This window comes from Leisingera sp. ANG1, assembly GCF_000203975.2.
Classification (GTDB): domain Bacteria; phylum Pseudomonadota; class Alphaproteobacteria; order Rhodobacterales; family Rhodobacteraceae; genus Leisingera.
This window is the reverse complement of record NZ_AFCF02000006.1, coordinates 265734-285199: the sequence shown is the minus strand read 5'-3', so window position 1 is coordinate 285199 and position 19466 is coordinate 265734. Positions and strand designations below refer to the sequence as shown.

Annotated in this window: 16 protein-coding genes; 8 read left to right on the top strand and 8 right to left on the bottom strand. The window is 61.1% G+C overall.

The genetic code is table 11. The annotated features are described in order from the left end of the window. Nucleotides 1–8: 8 nt before the first annotated feature. From GC1_RS10840 to GC1_RS10830, 3 genes are read right to left on the bottom strand one after another with little or no spacing between them, the layout of a single operon-like run. Nucleotides 9–812, bottom strand: a complete 804-nt coding sequence (locus GC1_RS10840) for a substrate-binding domain-containing protein (protein ID WP_019297233.1) — start codon at nucleotides 810–812, stop codon at nucleotides 9–11. Further along, nucleotides 809–1519: an ATP-binding cassette domain-containing protein gene (locus tag GC1_RS10835; protein ID WP_019297234.1), complete on the bottom strand. Its 711-nt coding sequence runs from the start codon at nucleotides 1517–1519 to the stop codon at nucleotides 809–811. Before GC1_RS10835 ends, GC1_RS10840 begins: the two co-directional genes overlap by 4 nt. After that, nucleotides 1519–2223 carry an ABC transporter permease gene (locus tag GC1_RS10830; RefSeq protein WP_019297235.1) on the bottom strand — a complete coding sequence of 235 codons (705 nt, stop codon included), beginning with the start codon at nucleotides 2221–2223 and terminating at the stop codon, nucleotides 1519–1521. Before GC1_RS10830 ends, GC1_RS10835 begins: the two co-directional genes overlap by 1 nt. 292 nt (nucleotides 2224–2515) lie before the next feature. On the opposite strand from GC1_RS10830, the gene nadA reads away from it, so the two are divergent. The 3 genes from nadA to nadC are packed head-to-tail and all read left to right on the top strand — an operon-like array spanning nucleotide 2516 to nucleotide 5979. Then, nucleotides 2516–3568, top strand: coding sequence for a quinolinate synthase NadA (nadA, locus tag GC1_RS10825; RefSeq protein WP_019297236.1), 1053 nt, complete (start codon nucleotides 2516–2518; stop codon nucleotides 3566–3568). Between the two features lie 3 nt (nucleotides 3569–3571). After that, a complete protein-coding gene (locus GC1_RS10820; RefSeq protein ID WP_019297237.1) occupies nucleotides 3572–5128 on the top strand; it encodes an L-aspartate oxidase in 1557 nt (518 codons plus the stop codon). Next, on the top strand, nucleotides 5125–5979 hold the full coding sequence (gene nadC / locus GC1_RS10815) for a carboxylating nicotinate-nucleotide diphosphorylase (protein WP_019297238.1): 855 nt from the start codon (nucleotides 5125–5127) through the stop codon (nucleotides 5977–5979). The genes GC1_RS10820 and nadC overlap by 4 nt, the downstream gene beginning before the upstream one ends. Nucleotides 5980–6043: 64 nt before the next feature. Here the strand turns inward: nadC and GC1_RS10810 are convergent, their stop codons facing one another. Both GC1_RS10810 and GC1_RS10805 read right to left on the bottom strand, forming a co-directional pair. Beyond that, nucleotides 6044–8029 carry a CocE/NonD family hydrolase gene (locus tag GC1_RS10810; protein WP_019297239.1) on the bottom strand — a complete coding sequence of 662 codons (1986 nt, stop codon included), beginning with the start codon at nucleotides 8027–8029 and terminating at the stop codon, nucleotides 6044–6046. Nucleotides 8030–8224: 195 nt separating this feature from the next. After that, nucleotides 8225–9328, bottom strand: coding sequence for a CaiB/BaiF CoA transferase family protein (locus tag GC1_RS10805; protein WP_019297240.1), 1104 nt, complete (start codon nucleotides 9326–9328; stop codon nucleotides 8225–8227). Nucleotides 9329–9609: 281 nt separating this feature from the next. Between GC1_RS10805 and zwf the strand changes: the two genes are divergently transcribed. Genes zwf through eda form a run of 3 tightly spaced genes read left to right on the top strand, consistent with a single transcriptional unit; the run spans nucleotide 9610 to nucleotide 13581 of the window. Beyond that, nucleotides 9610–11070, top strand: coding sequence for a glucose-6-phosphate dehydrogenase (gene zwf / locus GC1_RS10800; protein ID WP_019297241.1), 1461 nt, complete (start codon nucleotides 9610–9612; stop codon nucleotides 11068–11070). 48 nt (nucleotides 11071–11118) lie between these two features. Continuing rightward, nucleotides 11119–12927 carry a phosphogluconate dehydratase gene (gene edd, locus GC1_RS10795; RefSeq protein WP_019297242.1) on the top strand — a complete coding sequence of 603 codons (1809 nt, stop codon included), beginning with the start codon at nucleotides 11119–11121 and terminating at the stop codon, nucleotides 12925–12927. Between the two features lie 3 nt (nucleotides 12928–12930). Further along, nucleotides 12931–13581, top strand: coding sequence for a bifunctional 4-hydroxy-2-oxoglutarate aldolase/2-dehydro-3-deoxy-phosphogluconate aldolase (gene eda / locus GC1_RS10790; protein WP_029204915.1), 651 nt, complete (start codon nucleotides 12931–12933; stop codon nucleotides 13579–13581). 37 nt (nucleotides 13582–13618) lie between these two features. On the opposite strand, the gene GC1_RS10785 is transcribed toward eda, so the two are convergent. Further along, on the bottom strand, nucleotides 13619–14647 hold the full coding sequence (locus GC1_RS10785) for a D-cysteine desulfhydrase family protein (RefSeq protein WP_019297244.1): 1029 nt from the start codon (nucleotides 14645–14647) through the stop codon (nucleotides 13619–13621). Nucleotides 14648–14843: 196 nt separating this feature from the next. On the opposite strand from GC1_RS10785, the gene GC1_RS10780 reads away from it, so the two are divergent. Then, the gene (locus GC1_RS10780) at nucleotides 14844–15512 is read left to right on the top strand and encodes a DsbA family oxidoreductase (protein ID WP_029204916.1); all 669 of its coding nucleotides are present in this window, start codon (nucleotides 14844–14846) and stop codon (nucleotides 15510–15512) included. 46 nt (nucleotides 15513–15558) lie between these two features. On the opposite strand, the gene GC1_RS10775 is transcribed toward GC1_RS10780, so the two are convergent. Together GC1_RS10775 and GC1_RS10770 are read right to left on the bottom strand one after the other, a co-directional pair. After that, nucleotides 15559–16887: an aspartate aminotransferase family protein gene (locus GC1_RS10775; RefSeq protein WP_029204917.1), complete on the bottom strand. Its 1329-nt coding sequence runs from the start codon at nucleotides 16885–16887 to the stop codon at nucleotides 15559–15561. Between the two features lie 2 nt (nucleotides 16888–16889). After that, nucleotides 16890–17666, bottom strand: a complete 777-nt coding sequence (locus tag GC1_RS10770; protein WP_019297247.1) for a 3-keto-5-aminohexanoate cleavage protein — start codon at nucleotides 17664–17666, stop codon at nucleotides 16890–16892. Between the two features lie 295 nt (nucleotides 17667–17961). Here GC1_RS10770 and GC1_RS10765 point away from each other — a divergent pair, with 295 nt between their 5' ends. Continuing rightward, the gene (locus tag GC1_RS10765; RefSeq protein ID WP_019297248.1) at nucleotides 17962–19359 is read left to right on the top strand and encodes an aminotransferase family protein; all 1398 of its coding nucleotides are present in this window, start codon (nucleotides 17962–17964) and stop codon (nucleotides 19357–19359) included. Nucleotides 19360–19466: the final 107 nt, after the last annotated feature.

The window sequence follows — 19466 nt, the reverse complement described above, 5'->3', positions numbered from 1 at the left end:
AGATCAAGTCACTGCTGGGCGTTAAAGACAAACAGCGTTTCCCCATTGATCTGGTAGCCGTTGATCAGCTCCCTGGCCTTGTCCGAGACCAGCCATTCCTCCAGTTGCACTGCCAGGCCATTCTTCACATGGCCATGCTTCTCCGGGTTCACCGGGATATAGGCATACTGGTTAAACAGCACCGGGTCACCGGCGAACAGCAGCTTCAGACCGCCCTTGTTGCCGAAGTTCAGCCAGCTGGCGCGGTCCGACATGATATAGGCGTCCATGCCCGCAGCGGTGTTCAGCGCTGCCCCCATACCCGCGCCAACAGCACGGTACCACTCACCGAAACCTTCGGGTTCCAGCCCTGCGGCCTTCCAGAGGCTTAGCTCCTTCTTGTGCGTGCCGCTGTCGTCGCCGCGGCTGACAAAAGCCGCCTCTGTCCCGGCAATCCTTTGCAAAGCACCGGCTGCATTTTCGGTGCCAGTGATCCCTGCTGCATCGCCTTCAGGCCCGATGAAAACAAAATCATTATACATGATCTCGCGGCGGTGGGTGCCGTTGCCGCCCTCCAGGAATTTCTCCTCGGCCTTCTTTGAATGCACCAGGATCGCGTCTACGTCGCCTGCCTCCCCCAGACGGATCGCCTGGCCGGTGCCGACGACCAGCAGCTGCACATCCAGCCCCAGGTCCTTCTTGATCTCCGGCAGAAGGATCTCAGCCAGCCCGGAATTGTGGAAAGAGGTGGTCACCGCCATCTTCATCTCTTCCGCCAGCGCCGCCGCAGCCCAGACCAAAGAGGCAACGGCGCCCAAAATCAGACGTTTCATTCGACAATATCTCCATTCAGAAATGCGCGCGCATGCGCTGTTTCAGGCCCGGCGAAAAACTCTGCTGCCGGGCTGAATTCGTGGATGCGGCCTTGCAGGACAAAAATCACTTCATCCGCCAGCCGCCGGGCCTGGCCCATGTTGTGGGTGGACATGATCAGCCGGGTGCCGCTGCCGGCGGCATGTGCCAGAATTTCTTCAATTTCGCGGGTGGCCCGGCCGTCCAACGCCGCGCAGGGTTCATCCAAGAACAACACCTGCGGCTCGCGTACCAGCGCGCGGGCCAGCGCCAGCTTTTGCCGCTCCCCGCCTGACAGCATGGTGGCCTGACGTTCAAGAATTTCGCCCAAGCCGACACGGACCGCCCAATCCGCAGCCCGCGAGCGGGCCTGGCGGCGGCTTAAGCCCGTCAGCCGCAGCGGGTAGGCGATATTGTCAATCACCGAACGCCGCATCATTACTGGGGTCTGAAACACAAAGGCCTGATGTTTTTGCGCCTCGTCCAGCGGGCAAGCCCAATTCAGGCTGCCGCCATTCATCCGCACGATGCCATGCAGCATCTTGAGCAGCGTGGTCTTGCCTGCGCCATTCGGACCAATGATGATTGAGGTGCCCTGCCCGCCCAGCGTCAGGTCGACCGGGCCGACCAGCACCTTGCCGCGGCGGCGCACCTGGGCGCCTGTGGCCTTCAGCGGGAACATCTGCATCACCAGCGCCCCTCGCTCTCAGTGCGGCCCAGCCAGTGGATTGCCAGGTTGACCGCAATCGCCAGCGCAATCAGCACGAAGCCCAGCCCAAGCGCCATTGCAAATTCGCCCTTGCCGGTTTCCAGCGCAATCGCCGTGGTCAGCACCCGCGTTGCGTGGTCTATGTTTCCGCCGACCACCATGATCGCGCCCACTTCGCCGATCGCGCGGCCAAAGCCTGCTAGAGCCGCGGTCAGCAGCGCCCGCCGCCCATCCCACAACAGCGCCTGGATCCGTTGGAGCTGGGTCGCGTTCATCGAGATCAGCAGGTCGTGATAGTCGCTCCACAGCTCGCGCAAGCTTTGATGCGCAACCGAAGCGACCAGCGGCACCACGATGATCACCTGGGCGATGATCATTGCAGTGGGGGTGAACAACAGGCCGAAGACACCGAACGGGCCGGCCCGGGACAGAAACACATACACGACCAGCCCGACCACAACAGGCGGCAGCCCCATCAGCGCATTCAGCACCGCAATCGTGGCGCGCCGCATCCTGAACCGGCGCACCGCAAGGAAGGCCGCCAGCGGCAGCGCAATGGCGCAGGCAATAGCCAGTGCGGTCAGCGTCACCCGCAAGGAGCGTAAGGTGATGTCCACCAGATCCGCGTCCAGCGTCACCAGCAGCCAAAAGGCCTGGCTTAGTCCTGCCCACAGATCATTCATCGCGTCCGGTCACTCACCCTTGGCCCTAAAGATACCGGCCCGGTTTAACATGGCTTTGCGCGGCTCCAAATCACAGGAGAGGACGCCGGGACAGCCAAAAACGGCAATCCGGCTGGAAAATCATGCTGCCAATACCCATCTGAGAAATAACGGCTTCCCTGAGATGCCGCCTGTTAGCGCCAAATCACCGCATTTGGCTCCGTTTCCGCTCACACGCGCTTGCGCGGATGATATGAACATGAAACAACCCCCGCCCAAAGTGTCACCCCAGACGCAACCTTGAGGATACGCCATGTTCGACCTGCAATCCATGCGGGATCAGCTCGCCAACCATTACGATCTGGCCCCCAACCCGGCCCTGGCCGAACAGATGGCAGATGTCTACGCCCGCATGGACCGCGTGGTGAACCCAATCGAATGGGCCACTCATGCACCTTATGTTGCGGCGATTCTTGAGCTGAAGAAACAGCGCAACGCGGTGATTCTGGCACATAACTACATGACGCCCGAAATCTATCACGGCATCTCGGACGTGGTCGGCGACAGCCTTCAATTGGCAATCGAAGCGACACGGGTCGAGGCTGACGTGATCGTGCAATGCGGTGTGCATTTCATGGCCGAGACCTCCAAGATCCTGAGCCCGGAGAAAACCGTGCTGATCCCGGATATGGAGGCAGGCTGTTCGCTGGCAGAAAGCATTACCGCCGAAGGTGTCGCGGAAATGCGCCGCCGCTATCCCGGCGCGCCGGTGGTCACCTATGTGAACACCACGGCTGAGGTGAAGGCCGCCTCGGATATCTGCTGCACCTCCTCCAACGCGGCGCAGATCGTTGCCGCGATGGAGGAAGACACCATCATCATGACGCCGGACCAGTACCTGGCCCAGAACATTGCCCAGCAGGTTCCGGAAAAGAACATCGTCTGGTGGGAGGGCTCCTGCATTGTGCATGAGCAGTACACCGCCAAGGATCTGCGGGATTTCCGCGAATGGAACCCGGGCACCCGGCTGATCGCCCACCCGGAATGCCCGCCGGACGTGGTGGCAGAGGCCGACTTCTCGGGCTCGACCAGTGGCATCGTCAAATACGTGACCGACGAGAAGCCGGAAAAGGCGCTCCTGATCACTGAATGCTCGATGGCCTCAAATATCGCGGACCAGCTGCCCGAAGTGGAGTTTGTCGGCCCCTGCAACATGTGCCCCTACATGAAGAAGATCACGCTGGAGAAAATCCTTTGGTCGCTGCACACCATGACCGAGCCGGTCGAAGTCGACCCGGAAGTGGCTGACAAGGCCCGTGTCGCAGTTCAGCGGATGATCGACCTTTCGCAAAAGCTAGGCATCTGATCCGTGATCGAAACCAGCCGTATCGTCATTGCCGGCGCAGGCCTTGGCGCACTTTATGCGGCACTTGAACTGGCACCGCGGCCGGTTCTGGTGATTTCCCCGGAACTGCTGGGGGAAGGCGCAAGCTCTGCTTGGGCCCAGGGCGGCGTTGCAGCTGCCATGGCCAGTCACGACACCCCAGAAGCGCACGCCGAAGACACCTTGCAGGCGGGGGCAGGCACGGTGGACCCTGAGGTGGCAGCAATGGTCACCAGGGTTGCACGCGAGCATATCATCGACCTCACCGAACTTGGCGCCCCCTTCGACCGCGACGCGCACGGTAACTACGTGATGAGCCGCGAAGCCGCACACTCCGCTGCCCGCGTGGTGCGGGTGAAGGGTGACCAGGCCGGCGGGCAAATCATGCAGACGCTGATCGCTGCCGTGCGGGCCGCTCCCTCTGTACAGGTTCTGGAAAATACTCAAGCCGTGCGCCTGGAAACCGACGGTGGTGCTGTCTCTGGCATCTGGATCAACCGTGCGGGCACGCCTTCCGCCCCAGTGCTGATCAAGGCCCCAGGCGTGCTTCTGGCGGGTGGCGGTTCAGGCGGTCTTTATGCCCACACGACCAACCCGCCCCGCATCCGCGGCCAAGTGATCGGCTTTGCCGCCCGCGCCGGCGCCAGCATTGCCGACCCTGAGTTTGTCCAGTTCCACCCCACCGCCTTTGACATCGGCGAGGACCCGGCGCCGCTGGCGACCGAAGCCCTGCGCGGCGAAGGCGCGGTGCTGGTCAATGCGGAGGGCGAGCGTTTCATGCTGTCGCAGCACCCGGATGCCGAACTGGCCCCTCGTGACATTGTCGCCCGCGCCATCTTTGCCGAAACACAAGCAGGCCGCCGCCCGATGCTCGACACCCGCGAGGCATTGGGCGCGGAGGTTCTGAGCCGCTTCCCGACGGTTGCGGAAACCTGCGCCCGCGCTGGCATCAACCCGGTGCAAGAGCCGATTCCCGTCGCCGTCGCCGCTCACTACCACATGGGCGGGGTCGATGCGGACATGAAGGGCCGCACGAGCCTGGCAAACCTCTGGGTTTGTGGTGAGGCATCTTCAACCGGGCTTCACGGTGCCAACCGGCTCGCTTCCAACGGCCTCTTGGAAGCTCTGGTCTATGCCCGCAATGCAGCCCGGGACATGGCGTCTATGTACACTCCTGCAGAGGCGGAAGAGGTCGTCCCCAGCTTCTCTGCAGGCGGCAAGGATCTGGACCCGGCCGCGCTGCAAGACTTGCGGGAAACAATGACCACCCATGCCGGCGTGCGCCGCACTGGCGATGGCCTGAAACAGGCGCTTGCCGCCATTGCCAGACTTGAGGCCGAACAGTCGGCGGACGAAAACTTCACCAACATGTGCGCAACCGCCACATTGATCGCCGCCGCCGCACTTCGGCGCGAGGAGAGCCGCGGCGGTCACTTCCGCGACGACTTTCCCGAAGCCGACCCCGAGCAGGCACACCGCACCCGCATTACCCTGAATGAGGCTCTTGCCATCCGCGCCAAGGCCGCAAAGGAGCTGTCATGAGCACTCAATTCGCCACTCTGCCCGACCTAATCCTGGAGCCGATAGTGCGCGCTGCGCTGATGGAGGACTTGGGCCAGAACGGCGATATTACCACCCGCGCGGTGATCCCGGCCTCTGCCAGCTATTCGGCCCGGCTGAACGCACGCGAGGACGGTGTGGTCTCCGGTATGCAGATTGCCCGAATCGCCTTTCACCTGGTGGATGCCGGGCTGAAGGTCGAAACGCTTCTGGCCGACGGCAGCCCTTGCCGGAAAGGCGACACGCTGATGACGATCGAAGGCTCTGCCGCCTCAATCCTGTCAGGAGAGCGTGTGGCGCTGAATTTTGCCGGCCGGCTGACGGGTATCGCCACCCTGACCGCGGCCTTTGCAGCGCAAACCAAGGGCACCGCCACCCGCATCACCTGCACTCGCAAGACCACCCCGGGCCTGCGTATTGCCGAAAAACAGGCGGTGTTGCACGGAGGCGGCTACAACCACCGCTTTGGCCTGTCAGACGCGATCCTGATCAAGGACAACCACATCGCTGCGGCGGGCGGGGTCAAGGCGGTGCTGGAAGCCGCCAAGGCCAGCGTCAGTCATATGATGAAAGTGGAAATTGAGGTCGACACCCTGGACCAGCTCTCTGAAGTGATCGCCACCGGCGGTGCCGATGTTGTGCTGCTCGACAACATGGACACGCCTACACTGGTCAAAGCAGTGGAAATGGCCAAAGATCACGTCGTGACCGAAGCTTCCGGCAACATGCGACTGGATCGCATCGCCGAGGTTGCCGCCACGGGTGTCGACTATATCTCCTCCGGCGCGCTCACTCACTCGGCACGCACGCTGGATCTGGGCCTCGATTTCTGAACGTCAGGCTTGCAGTGCAGGCGTTGCACCGCAAGCCCGCACTTGCCCCGCCGCCTGCCTGAGCCTAAAGCACTCCGCGGGGAATGACCTCACGCCATTCCTTGGTTACAACCTCTTCCTTTTTTGCACCTTCATAGGCGGTGACCCTGCGCCAAAGATAGAAATTTGCCCGGTCGCAGGTCATCCTGTTTTCGGTGTCAATTGAGACATGCCAGCCATTGCGTTCAAACTCGAAGCTCCAATCGCTGGCAAAGGCCGCTGTAGCAGGATCATCGGGATGCACCTCGTAGTGCATGGTTACATGGCTGCCCACGCACATGCCGTGATACGGGTCTACCGCCTTTCCGTAGTCGTCAAAGGTGTCCAGCACCAGCACACCATCCTCACGCGTCCAGGTTTTTGACGTGCCGGAAGCCTTGCGCTGCTGCTCCGCCTGCAACACCGGATAGTCCCGCGGCGCGCCGGGCTCTTGCGGGTCGATCTCCTCGGACACACGGCGTTCCGGCAGCACCAGCTGGCAGCCCTCAAGATGCAGGTTGACCTCCGCCGCTTCCGGCGCGGGCCAGACAATCGGCCAGTAAGACGTCGACAGCGCCAACCGCAGCTGATGCCCCGGTTTTAGGCGGTGGGCGCATTCATTCAGCTCGATCTCCGCCTCATAGCGTTTACCAGGCACCAGCTTCTCCGGCGCCTCAAAACCCTTGCGGCACGTGAGGTTCAGCGGCCGGAAACTGATCCGCTGCGAGACACCCTCTGGCGAGACATCGCAAAGCCGCGCCACCAGCTGCGCAACCGGCTTGTCAACACTGAACGCCACTTTAACCCGAGGACGGCCCAGCACTTCCAACGTCTCCTCCAAGGGCGCGGTGTCGAAACAGGCTGAAAGCTTGTCATCCTCCGCCTGATCCCCCGCCAGTTCGTTGTCAAACCGCATGCCCGGGCAGAAATAGCCGCCGGCCTGCCCCACGGTCGCCGGGCTGCGGACAGCCAAAGCTCCGCTTGCCGCCGCCTCTGCCAAAACGCCTGCGCCCAGATGCATCACCCGGTCCTGCACGTTGGGCGATGGCCACGCGGCCTCTGCCACCCAGCGCCCCTGCCGCGGCTTGTTCTGCATGGTGGGGTTGAAATGCTCCTGCATATAGACGCGATAGTCCGGCAACTCCTCCGCACCAGTCTCTTCGCCCTTCAGCCACTTACCAAACCAACGCAGCACCTCACCGTGGAAGTCTGCCGGGTCCAGTTTGGCAATATGGGCATAGCGGTGCTCCCAGGGGCCTATCATTGCCTTGGCGGGCACCGTCAGGTTGGCCGCCAACGCCGGCGGTGCGTTTACATAGGCGTCGGCCCAGCCGGTAATCGCCAGCACCGGTGCCTGAATGGCGGACCATTCCTCACAGACCGAGCCGTGTTTCCAAAAATCTCCACGCACCTGCTGACGAAGCCATTCCGCCGCCATGAAGGGCATCCCCTCGATACGTTTGATCCAGTCATCCCGCCAGTCCGACCGGAGCTCCGGATCCGCTGGGCGCGACTGGTAGGCAAACATCTGGCTGCCCCAGTTGGCATTGTCACTCAGCAGGCACCCACCCATGTAATGAATGTCATCGGCATACCTGTCGACGGTAGAGGCAACGGAAACCACCGCCTTCAGCGCCGCCGGGCGGCGGAATGCCAGCTGAAGGCCATTGAAGCCGCCCCAGCTGATGCCGATCATGCCAATTTTGCCGTCACACCAGTCCTGCGATGCAATCCATTCAAGGAGTGTCTCGCCGTCGCTCAGTTCTTGTTCCGAATACTCATCATCGAAAACTCCCTCACTGTCTCCAGTACCCGCTATGTCCACCCGTACACATGCATAGCCCTCAGCAGCAAAGACCGTATGCGTTGTTTCATCCCGGGGGGCAGTGCCGTCACGCTTTCGGTAGGGAAGGTATTCCAGAATCGCCGGAAACGGCCCCTCGCCCTTCGGCAGCCACATACGAGCAGCGAGCTTGCGACCGTCGGGCAGAGTAATCCAATTGTTTTCAATGATGCGGTATGCACCCGGCATTGCGGTGTCCTTTAGCTTTAATTCGACGTCGGCCTTGCCTGCACATTCAACTAATCTGTAATTCCGGGAAAGTTAGCACGTGTTAGCATTTGCAAGCATATGTATGCGATCCTGCTTCAATTCGCGAAAGCTTCCACTGGTCAAGCCCAATGTTTGCAGCGCCGGCGTGCAGATGTGTGAGCGAAGATAACACCGCTATTTCGGTAATTTGGGTGCAGATTTCTCAAGAGCCAAGTCAGCACCGGAAAACTTCCATGGCCCCCGCACCCCTGGCACCCCTTCCGGGGCGATTTGCATCCCTCTATGCCTAATCTGCGGGTCTTCGAACGCTTGGCCAATTGTGTTGATCGGCCCGGCAGGCACAGTTGCCGCCTCCATTGCTTCCAATAGCCCCGCTTGCGTCCATTCGGCCAGCGACGCCTCAAGGATCAAAGTCAGCTCCCTGCGGTTTGCCACTCGCAGCTGATTTGTCTGGAACCGTGCATCTGCCTTAGCCTCAGCAAGCTTCAGCACATCGCACAACCGCTGAAACTGACCGTCATTGCCCACCGCCAGGATCACATGCCCATCGCTTACGGCCATCACCTGATAGGGTGCGATATTCGGGTGGTCGTTGCCGAGCCGGGTTGGGCTTTCCCCGGTCGTCAGATAGTTCATTGCCTGGTTCGCCAGCAAAGCCGTTGCGCAATCCAGCAGCGACATGTCCAGATGCTGCCCGCGGCCCGTGGTGTGACGCTGCTCAACTGCGGCCAGAATGCCGATGGTGCCGTACAGCCCCGTGACAATATCTGTGATCGCCACACCCACTTTTTGCGGCTGGCCATTCTGCTCTCCGGTGATCGACATCAGCCCCGACATCCCCTGAAGTAAAAAATCGTAGCCTGCCCGCGCCGCATAAGGCCCGTCCTGGCCAAAACCGGTGACTGAGCAGTAAATCAGCCGCGGATTGATCTTCGACAGGCTATCGTAGTCCAGCCCGAACTTCTTCAACCCGCCAACTTTGAAATTCTCGATCAGGATGTCCGCATCCTCTATCAATTCCAATACTGTCTGCTTGCCCTCTTCGGTGCGGAAATCTGCGGTCACGCAGTCCTTTCCCCGGTTAGCAGCATAGAAGTAGGCGGCCGTCTTCTCGCCGTCCCGCTCAATGAATGGAGGGCCCCATGTACGGGTGTCATCACCATCCGGGCTTTCCACCTTGACCACTTCTGCACCTAGATCTGCCAACGACTGACCTATCCAGGGGCCGGCAAGGATGCGGGCGAGTTCAACCACTTTCAGGCCTGCAAGCGGGGTCATGGAATCTCCTTCAGAGCAGAGGTTGCTTACTTATCGACATGCTTAGCTGCTGCCAGTTGATCCGGCAAGATTTGATCAAATTTCCAACCCAGTGAAGCCCCTCACCGGTCAAACATGCTGTCTGCGAATTCTGAAGATTTTTGTAGCTCTCCACCTTAAGTCATGTTAGCGATAACGCAACTTTAACCGGCCCAATTCCTGCGGCAGGAATTGAATTGCACTGTTCCAGGCGGCACAATGGTCTGGCTTTGCGGCCCCAATGGAACAGCGATGTAAAATCAATGGCTTCCCGCGTCATTCCAGTTGCCCCTTTTGACCTCGTGCTGTTTGGCGCGACTGGCGACCTGGCGCGCCGCAAAATTTTACCGGCCTTGTTCCACCGTTTTCAAATTGGTCAGTTCAGCAGCAATTGCCGGATTATCGGCAGTTCCCGCAGCGAGCTGACGGCAGAAGAGTTCCGCAACCAAACCGCAAATGCGATCCGCGAGTTCGGCCAGGATGTAGAAACCACACCAGACGAAATCGCTGCTTTCACGGCGCTTCTTGACTATGCCGCCGTGGATGCACGTGGCGACGCAGGCTGGGATGAGATTCACGAAAAACTACGCGACGATGCAGTGCGCGCTTTCTATCTGTCTGTTGGCCCGTCTCTGTTCACAGATATTGCTCGCCGCCTTAGCGAAACAGGTATTGCTTCGCCCGAAAGCCGCATTGTTCTGGAAAAGCCCTTCGGACACGACTTGGCCTCAGCCCAAGCTCTTAACGCCGCACTGAGGGAACACTTCGAGGAGCAGCAGATCTACCGGATCGACCATTACCTGGGCAAGGAGACGGTGCAGAACCTGATGGCGCTGCGCTTCGCAAACTCGCTGTTCGAGCCGCTCTGGAATTCCTCCCACATCGACCATGTGCAAATAACCGTGGCCGAAAGCATCGGCGTCGAAGGTCGCGGCGAGTACTATGACAAATCCGGTGCCATGCGGGACATGGTACAAAACCACCTGATGCAGCTTCTCTGCCTGACCGCAATGGAACCGCCGGCGCAGTTCACCCCCAACGCGGTGCGGGATGAGAAAGTCAAAGTGATCGAGGCGCTGCGCCCGGTGCCGCAGGAGAGCATTGCCCGCGGCCAGTACCGGTGCAGGAACGGCGGCAAAGACAGCGATGGATACCGCGACCATGCCGGCAACACTGCCAGCCGCACCGAAAGCTATATCGCGCTCAAGGTGGAGGTAGCGAACTGGCGCTGGGCCGGCACACCCTTCTATCTGCGTACCGGTAAACGCCTGCGCGAGCGCGTGAGCGAGATTGCCGTCTATTTCCGCGACCCGCCGCACAACATTTTCGAAGGCTCGGGAACAGTGCACGGCAACGTGCTGGTGATCCGGCTGCAGCCGGATGAGGGTATCACCCTGAAGACCACCATCAAGGATCCCGGCCCCGGCGGCATGCGGCTTACCGGTGCCAACCTGGACATGACCTTCGCCGACGAGCTGGCCGAATCGGGACGCCCGCAAGATGCCTATGAACGCCTGATAATGGATGTGATCCGTGGGAATCAGACCCTGTTCATGCGCGGCGACGAGGTCGAGGCCGCCTGGGCCTGGGCCGACCCGATCATCGCCGGCTGGCAGGACACAGGCGACACCCCGCAATCCTATGACAGCGGCAGTTCAGGTCCCGATGACTCACTCTTGCTGATCCACCGTAACGGCCGCCGCTGGCGCAGCATCGGAGCGTAATATGGCCGCCCTCCCTTTCGCCACCGCAGTTTGCAGCAAAGGCACCACATGACCCTTCATTCCACACTGGCCGCCGTGACAGAGCGTATCATCCTCCGCAGCGAGGCGTCCCGCGCCGCCTATTTGGACAGGATGCGTGCGGCACAAGGCAAAGGCCCGGCCCGGGCCCATCTCAGCTGCTCCGGCCAGGCCCATGCCTACGCTGCCACTGGTGCGGACCAGCAGGCTTTGGCGGAAGCCTCAACTGGGCACCTGGGAATCGTCACCGCCTATAACGACATGCTGTCGGCGCATCAGCCGTTTGAGACCTATCCTGCGCTTATCCGCGACGCAGTGCGCAAGGCAGGCGGCACCGCGCAGGTGGCGGGCGGGGTGCCGGCGATGTGCGACGGTGTCACCCAGGGTGAGGCCGGCATGGAGCTGAGCCTGTTTTCCCGCGACACGATCGCCATGGCTGCGGGCGTCGCACTCAGCCACAATGTGTTCGACGCCGCGGTGTTCCTCGGTGTTTGCGACAAGATTGTGCCCGGCTTGGTTATCGGCGCCCAAGCCTTTGGCCATATCCCGGCGGTATTCCTGCCTGCAGGGCCGATGACCAGCGGCCTGGCCAATGACGAGAAGGCGCATATCCGCCAGAAATTTGCCGCTGGGGAAGTCACCCGCGAGGAGCTGCTGAAGGCAGAGATGGCGGCCTACCACGGCCCCGGCACCTGCACTTTCTACGGCACTGCCAACACCAACCAGATGCTGATGGAGTTCATGGGGCTGCATCTGCCAGGATCGTCCTTCGTGAACCCCGGCACCCCCCTTCGTGAGGCCCTTACGGTTGAGGGCGCCAAGAGGGCGCTGTCGCTCAGCGCCCTTGGCAACAACTACACCCCGGTCTGCGAGGTTCTGGACGAGAAAGCTTATGCCAATGGCATCGTCGGGCTGATGGCAACCGGCGGCTCAACCAACCTGCTGATCCACCTGATCGCCATGGCGCGGGCGGGCGGCATCCTCCTCGACTGGCAGGACTTTGCGGATCTCTCGGAATCTGTGCCGCTGCTGGCCAAGGTTTATCCCAACGGGTTGGCCGACGTGAACCATTTCCACGCCGCAGGCGGACTTGGTTACATGATCGGCGAGCTGCTGAAGGCGGGCCTTCTGCACCCGGACACCAGGACGGTCGCAGGCGAAGGGCTGGAGCACTACACACAGGAGCCGTTCTTGTCAGGGGACGGGCTCACCTACCGCCAGGGCCCAGGGCAAAGCCTGAACGACGCGGTACTGCGCCCTGCCGAAGCGCCATTCCAGATGACCGGCGGGCTCAAGCGGCTGACCGGAAATCTGGGCACCTCTGTTATCAAAGTCTCGGCAGTCGCGAAAGAGCATCAGCTGGTCGAAGCTCCGGCCCGGGTCTTTCATGATCAGGAAGAGGCCAAAGCGGCGTTCAAAGCCGGTGAACTGACCAGCGACGTGATTGTGGTGGTGCGTTTCCAAGGCCCCAAGGCCAACGGCATGCCGGAGCTTCACAGCCTGACGCCGTTCCTTGGTATCCTGCAGGGCCGCGGCCAGAAGGTGGCGCTGGTTACTGACGGGCGGATGTCCGGAGCCTCCGGCAAAATCCCGGCGGCGATCCATGTGGTGCCCGAAGCCCTGGATGGCGGGCCGATTGCCCGGATCCGGGACGGCGACGTTCTGCGGCTCGATGCCGCTCGCGGCACGCTCGAAGTCCTGACAGAAGGCGCAATGGAACGCGAACCGGCCACTGCCGACCTCAGCGCATATCAGCACGGCACCGGCCGCGAGCTGTTTTCCCTATTCCGCCGCTCGGTTGCCTCAGCCGACGAAGGCGCCAGCGTATTTGGAGTTTGAATGATGCGGATTACCCCTCAGGACGCCAGCCTACGCACCTGCGAGATTTGCGCGATGGCGCCCGTGATGCCGGTGCTGGTGGTGGAGGACGCGGCCCATGCCCGCCCGCTTGCCGAAGCACTCGTGGCAGGCGGGCTGCCCGCACTGGAAGTCACCCTGCGCACCGGCGCGGCGCTAGAGGTGATCCGCGAAATGGCAAAGGTGAAAGGCGGCATTGTCGGTGCCGGCACGTTGATCACCCCCAAGGACGCCGAGGCCGCCAAGGAGGCCGGCGCCCAATTCGGTGTCTCGCCCGGCGCCACGGATTACCTTCTGGATGCCTGCGAATCCATCGGCCTGCCGCTCCTGCCCGGCGCTGCCACCGCAACTGAGGCAATGCGGCTGCTGGCCCGCGGCTACGGTATGCTGAAGTTCTTCCCGGCCGAAGCCTCCGGCGGCGCGCTCGCACTCAAGGCAATCGGCGCACCCTTGCCGCAAATCTCCTTCTGCCCCACTGGCGGCATCACCCCTGCCAATGCCGAAAGCTACCTGAGCCTGGGCAATGTGGTCTGCGCCGGCGGCAGCTGGGTCGCTCCCAGTGACCTGGTCCAAGCACGCAATTGGAACGCAATCGAAGCCTTGGCTCACGACGCGGCCACGCTGGGTCAAACGTGAACAATTTACTCCCTGCGGCTGACCACACGGGACAGGATCAGCAGGTGTTGCCGTGCCCGAACCCAAGCTCATTCTGATAGGCAAATAGCGCCGGTAACCCTCCTGTGTGCAGCAGCAGCACTTTTTGCCCTTTGGCGATAGAACCCGTTTCCAGCAGCCCTAACAGACCGGCAAACGTCTTGGCGGAGTAAACCGGATCCAGAAGGATTCCTTCTGTTATTGCCATGCGCTGTAACGCGGCGCGCGTGGCCGGCCCGGCCCGCCCATAACCGGGGGCGAGCGCACCATCCCAAGTGAGGATGTCCTCGCTTCCAAATGGGCGCGGTGCATTCATCAGATCTGCCAGATTTTGCGTCAATTGTTCGAGCCTGTCTTTTTGCAGCTGTGCATTTCTGCGAACACAGATGCCGTAAACCGGTGCGGTGATGCCGGCACGGCGTGTTCCTATCAGAAAGCCGGCATGGGTTGCGCCGCTTCCAGAAGGTACCACAGCCGCATCAAAGCTGCCGATCTGCGCAGCAAGTTCCTCTGCCGCCAGGACATAGCCCAAGGCGCCTAGGGGTGGATGCCCAAGACCCAGAGGAATGATGTAAGGATTGCAGCCCGCCTTGCGCAGCTCTTCTGCTTGCGCCTCCAGGGCTGCATCGGCTCCGGCTTCATTCTCGCCTTCCGGATAGCTAATGCTTTCCGCACCCAGAATGTCCGACAAATAAATATTGCCGGATCTGTAATAGAGTGGGTCCATCCCTGGCACCCGCTCTTCTCGCTGAAGAATGGCCCGCATCCCAAGTTTTGCAGCAGCCGCAGCAGCTGTCCGGCAAAAGTTCGACTGAACAGCGCCGGTAATCAGGATAGTATCCGCCTGGTCCGCTAGCGCTGCCCCCAGATAAAATTCCAGCTGGCGTGTTTTGTTTCCGCCGAAACTGAGCCCTGTCAGATCGTCCCGCTTGATCCAAAGATCGATTTCTAGCTCGTGCGACAACCGGTCCAGCCTTTCCAGCGGGGTCGGCTGAACCAACAGAGGGGCACGGGGAAAGGCCCGGAAGCAGTCCTTTGTCATGCTCATTTCGGATCCTTCACTATAGCCGTAGTTCACTGCTTCCAACAGTGAAGCCGTCACCGGTTCCGTCAATAATAAATGTTAGCACTGCGACTGAGCTCAGTTTCATCAGCTCTGACTGTTTCAGTTACTGAGACGGTTGCTTTGTCGTGTTTTGCTTCCCATGTGTTCTGAATGCACTGAATCCCCAAGGACCAGCCGGATGACAGAAACAAGTACAACACCAGTCCTTCGAGTCGATATTGTCTCGGATGTCGTCTGCCCTTGGTGTGCTATCGGCTACAGCCAGCTCGCCTTTGCCGCCCGCCGCGCCGGGGTGGCATTGGATATCCATTGGCAGCCGTTTGAACTCAACCCGGACATGGCGACCGAGGGCGAGCACCTGCGCGAGCACTTGGCCGCAAAATACGGCAGCTCAGATGAACAATCCGCGCAAGTGCGCGCGAGTTTGACTGAAATGGGCGAAGCGCTGGGTTTCACCTTCCGCTTCTTTGACGGCATGCGGATCTACAACACCTTTCAGGCGCATCAGCTGATCGAATGGGCCGAGGGACAGGGCAACGGCCACGAGATGAAGCAGGCGCTGCTGAGCGCGTACTTCACTGATGGCAAGAATATCTCTGATCCAGAGGTATTGGTAATGACCGCCCAAAGCCTCGGCCTAAATGGCGCCGATGCGCGTGCGGCCCTGGAGAGCGGCAAACACGCGGACAGCGTGCGCCAGCGAGAGGCTTTCTGGGTGCAGCAAGGCATCCGCGGCGTGCCTGCGATGGTGTTCGATAGCCGCCATCTGGTGACCGGAGCGCAAGGCGTCGAGAATTACGCCAATATCCTTGAGCAGCTCGGGCACACAGTGAACCCGTTCTCCTGACCGCGGTGCCCGGTCATCGGTCAGGCCGCTCCCTAGTGCTCAAAGATCAGCCCGCAGGAAGACACTGAGCAATCGCCGTTTCCACCTTGTCCACCACCTCAGTGATCTGTTCGCCGGTGATGATAAAGGGCGGTGCAAGCAGGATGTGGTCGCCCTTCCGGCCGTCGCGGGTGCCGGACATCGGATAACAGATCAAGCCGGCCTGAAACGCTGCCTTTTTGATTTTCCCAGCCAAACCCAGCCCCGGATCAAAGGGAGCTTTGGTTTCGCGGTCAGCGACCAGCTCCACTCCGCGAAACAACCCGCGACCGCGGATGTCGCCCACGTTCGGGTGCTGGCCAAAGCGCTCCTCCAGCGCGGCTTGCAGCTTCTCTCCCATCTCGGCGCAACGCTGCACCAGCCCGCGCTCCAGCATTGCCTTGACCACAGCCAGACCCGCAGCGGTCGCCACCGGATGGCCGATGTAAGTGTGCCCGTGCTGGAAGAAGCCGGAACCGTGCTCAATCGCCTCGTAGATTCTCTTGGTGCAAAGCATGGCTCCGATCGGCTGGTAACCTGCGCCCAGACCTTTGGCGATACACAAGATATCGGGCGCCACACCGTCGGCCTCGCAGGCAAAGAGATGGCCGGTGCGGCCCATGCCGCACATCACTTCATCAAGAATCAGAAGCACACCATACTTGTCACAGATCTCGCGGATACGCTTGAAATAGCCCTCAACCGCCGGCACCGCGCCAGAGGTGGCGCCAACCACCGGCTCCGCCATGAAGGCCATAACGGTTTCCGGGCCGAGGCGGAGAATTTCCGCCTCCAGCTCATTGGCAACCCGCTGGCCATAGTCATAGCTGCTCTCGCCTTCCGCCTTGCCCACATATTCGTAGCAAGGCGAGATGTGGGAAATTTCGATCAAGAGCGGCGCAAACTGCGTGCGGCGCCACTCGTTGCCGCCTGCTGCCAAGGCACCGAGAGTGTTGCCGTGGTAGCTTTGCTTGCGGGCAATGATGTGGCGGCGCTGCGGCTCGCCGCGCTCCAGGTGGTACTGGCGGGCAAGTTTGATTGCCGCCTCGGTCGCCTCGGAACCGCCAGAGACGAAATAGACCCGATCGATATCTCCCGGCGCGTTGGCCACCAGCAAGTCCGCCAGCTCTTCCGCCGGTTCCGAGGTGAGGAAACCGGTATGGGCAAAGGCCAATTTGCCAACCTGCTCTTGCACTGCCTTGATCACATCGGCGTCGGAATGGCCCAGGCAGGAGACCGCCGCGCCACCGGAGCCGTCGAAATAGCGCTTGCCGCTGGCATCGATCAGGTAACAACCGTCGCCTGCAACAGCAGTGGGCAGGCTGGCTTTGGTGTGGCGGGGAAAGACATGACTCATGATCAGCACTCCTTGAGCGTATGGCCCTGGGCCTTTGCGGCCTGAACGAAGGCGGCGACCGAGGCTGCATTATCTGCAAGAAGCCCGCCCTCTGGTGTTTCGATGTTATTCTCAAATCCGATTCGCGCATCCCCGCCCGTAGCAATTGCAGCCAGCAGGCAGGCGCGTTCATGCCGGCCAAAAGCACAGACAGTCCAGTTGAGACGCATATCCGCCGCAGCGTCACGGAAGGCCGCGAGCCCCCTGGGCTTCGCCAGAACAGGCGGGCTGTACGTGCCCAGAACAAAGATCGCATCGCGCATGACACCCGGAACGGTGCCGTCCTGGTACCAGGCGCGCAGTTGGGCGATGCAGTCCGGACCGTACAGGATATGCTGCACTTCCGTGCCTGCTTCCGCGCACAGGGCATAGGCGCGCGCGGCAAGCTCCGCGTCCCGGGCCATTTCCCTCACCGAGACAGAGGCCGCTGCAGGGCGCAGCTTGTCCAGACAGGTGAACTGGTCCTCCACGTTGTAAAGCCCGGCGCTTTCCGTGGTGATCTGCACCGCCATTGCCGGCGCGCTTTCCCGCACTGCATCAAGGGCTTCACGGTAGCGGCCTGCGTCCAGTGAATGGCGCCCTTCAGCGTCCCGCACATGTAAATGCAAAGCCCTGGCCCCCTCGGAAAAACAAGCGGCGGCGGCCTGTGCTGTCTGTTCGGGCGTCACCGGCAGTTGCGGATGATCCGCACGTGTGCGCCGGGCGCCATTCGGTGCAACCATCAATTTGTACTCTGCCACTGTCTGCCTCCTATGCAGCAAGTCCTGCCGCGATGCAGGCCACGGCCGACGGAACCTTGGGCTATCAGCACAAGCAATCTCAACATCACAACTCCAGAACATTTGTTCTGAAGCAGAGCACATCCGGCGACGCCTTGCCGACGCAAGCTGAACATGCAACCTCTGGACCTAAGCAAGCACATGCTCTGGCCCTAACGAATTCTCGGAATCTGACGTTTCTGGTACATAATACGCCTCAGTAGCCCTGTAGGGTGCCAGGCAGCCTGATTCACTTCTAACGCCGAAAGGACATGTCATGGACGGCACGTTCAACGAAAACGATCTCTCCCGTGTGGTCGAGGCCGACAAGGCCCACATGTGGCACCACCTGTTCCAGCACAAGGCGCTGGAAAGCTCCGACCCGCGCATCATTGTCGAAGGCAAGGGCATGCGCGTTTGGGATCAGAACGGCAAGGAGTTCCTGGATGCGGTTTCCGGCGGCGTCTGGACAGTCAACGTCGGCTACGGCCGCGAGAACATTTGCAAGGCGGTATACGACCAGCTTATGAAGGTCTGCTATTTTGCGAACTCCGCGGGCTCCATCCCGGGCGCGCTGTTCGCAGAGAAGTTGATCTCCAAGATGCCGGGCATGACCCGCGTCTACTACACCAACTCCGGTTCCGAGGCCAACGAGAAGGCCTTCAAGATGGTCCGCCAGATCGCCCACAAGAAATATGGCGGCAAGAAAACCAAGATCCTGTACCGCGACCGCGATTACCACGGCTCCACCCTGGCAACTATGTCGGCAGGCGGCCAGGATGAGCGCAACGCCCAGTACGGCCCCTTTGCCCCCGACTTTGTCCGCGTGCCTCACTGCATGGAATACCGCAAGCATGAGTTGGGCCTGGAGCATCTTTCGGGCCGCGAATTCGGCATCGCCGCTGCTGACGCCATCGAAGAAGTCATCCTGCGGGAAGGCCCGGAAACCGTTGGTGCCCTGTGCCTGGAGCCGGTGACCGCGGGCGGCGGCGTGATCGAAGCGCCGGAAGGCTATTGGGAGCGTGTGCAGGAGATCTGTAAGAAGTACGATGTGCTGCTGCATATCGACGAGGTTGTCTGCGGCGTTGGCCGTACCGGAAAATGGTTCGGCTATCAGCAGTACGGCATCAAGCCCGATTTCGTGACTATGGCCAAAGGTGTGGCCTCCGGTTATGCGGCGATTGCCTGTATGGTTACCACTGAGGAAGTCTTTGAGATGTTCAAGGACGACACCTCCGATCCGATGAACTACTTCCGCGACATTTCCACCTTCGGCGGCTGCACCGCGGGCCCCGCAGCGGCGCTGGTGAACATGCAGATCATCGAGGACGAAAACCTGCTGGATAACTGCGCAGCCATGGGCGAGCGGATGCTGGACAACCTGCGCAAGCTGCAAGAGAAGCACGCCGTGATCGGCGATGTACGCGGCAAGGGTCTGTTCCTGGGTGCCGAGCTGGTGCAGGATCGCGATACCAAGGAGCCGGTGGACGAGAAGCTGGCCCAGCAGGTCGTCGCGGAATGCGGAGCGCAGGGTGTGATCATCGGCGTCACCAACCGCTCGCTCCCGGGCCGCAACAACACCCTGTGCTTCAGCCCGGCGCTGATCGCCACCGCGGACGACATCGATGCGATCTGCGATGCGGTCGACAAAGCTCTGACCAAAGTTTTCGGCTGACAACCTCTCCCTGTTGGACGAACAAACTGCGCCCCGGATTGTCCGGGGCGTTTTCTTATTTCGTGCCGCCGGTTTAGGGGGCGCGAGGTCCGGCTGCCAAACGGCCC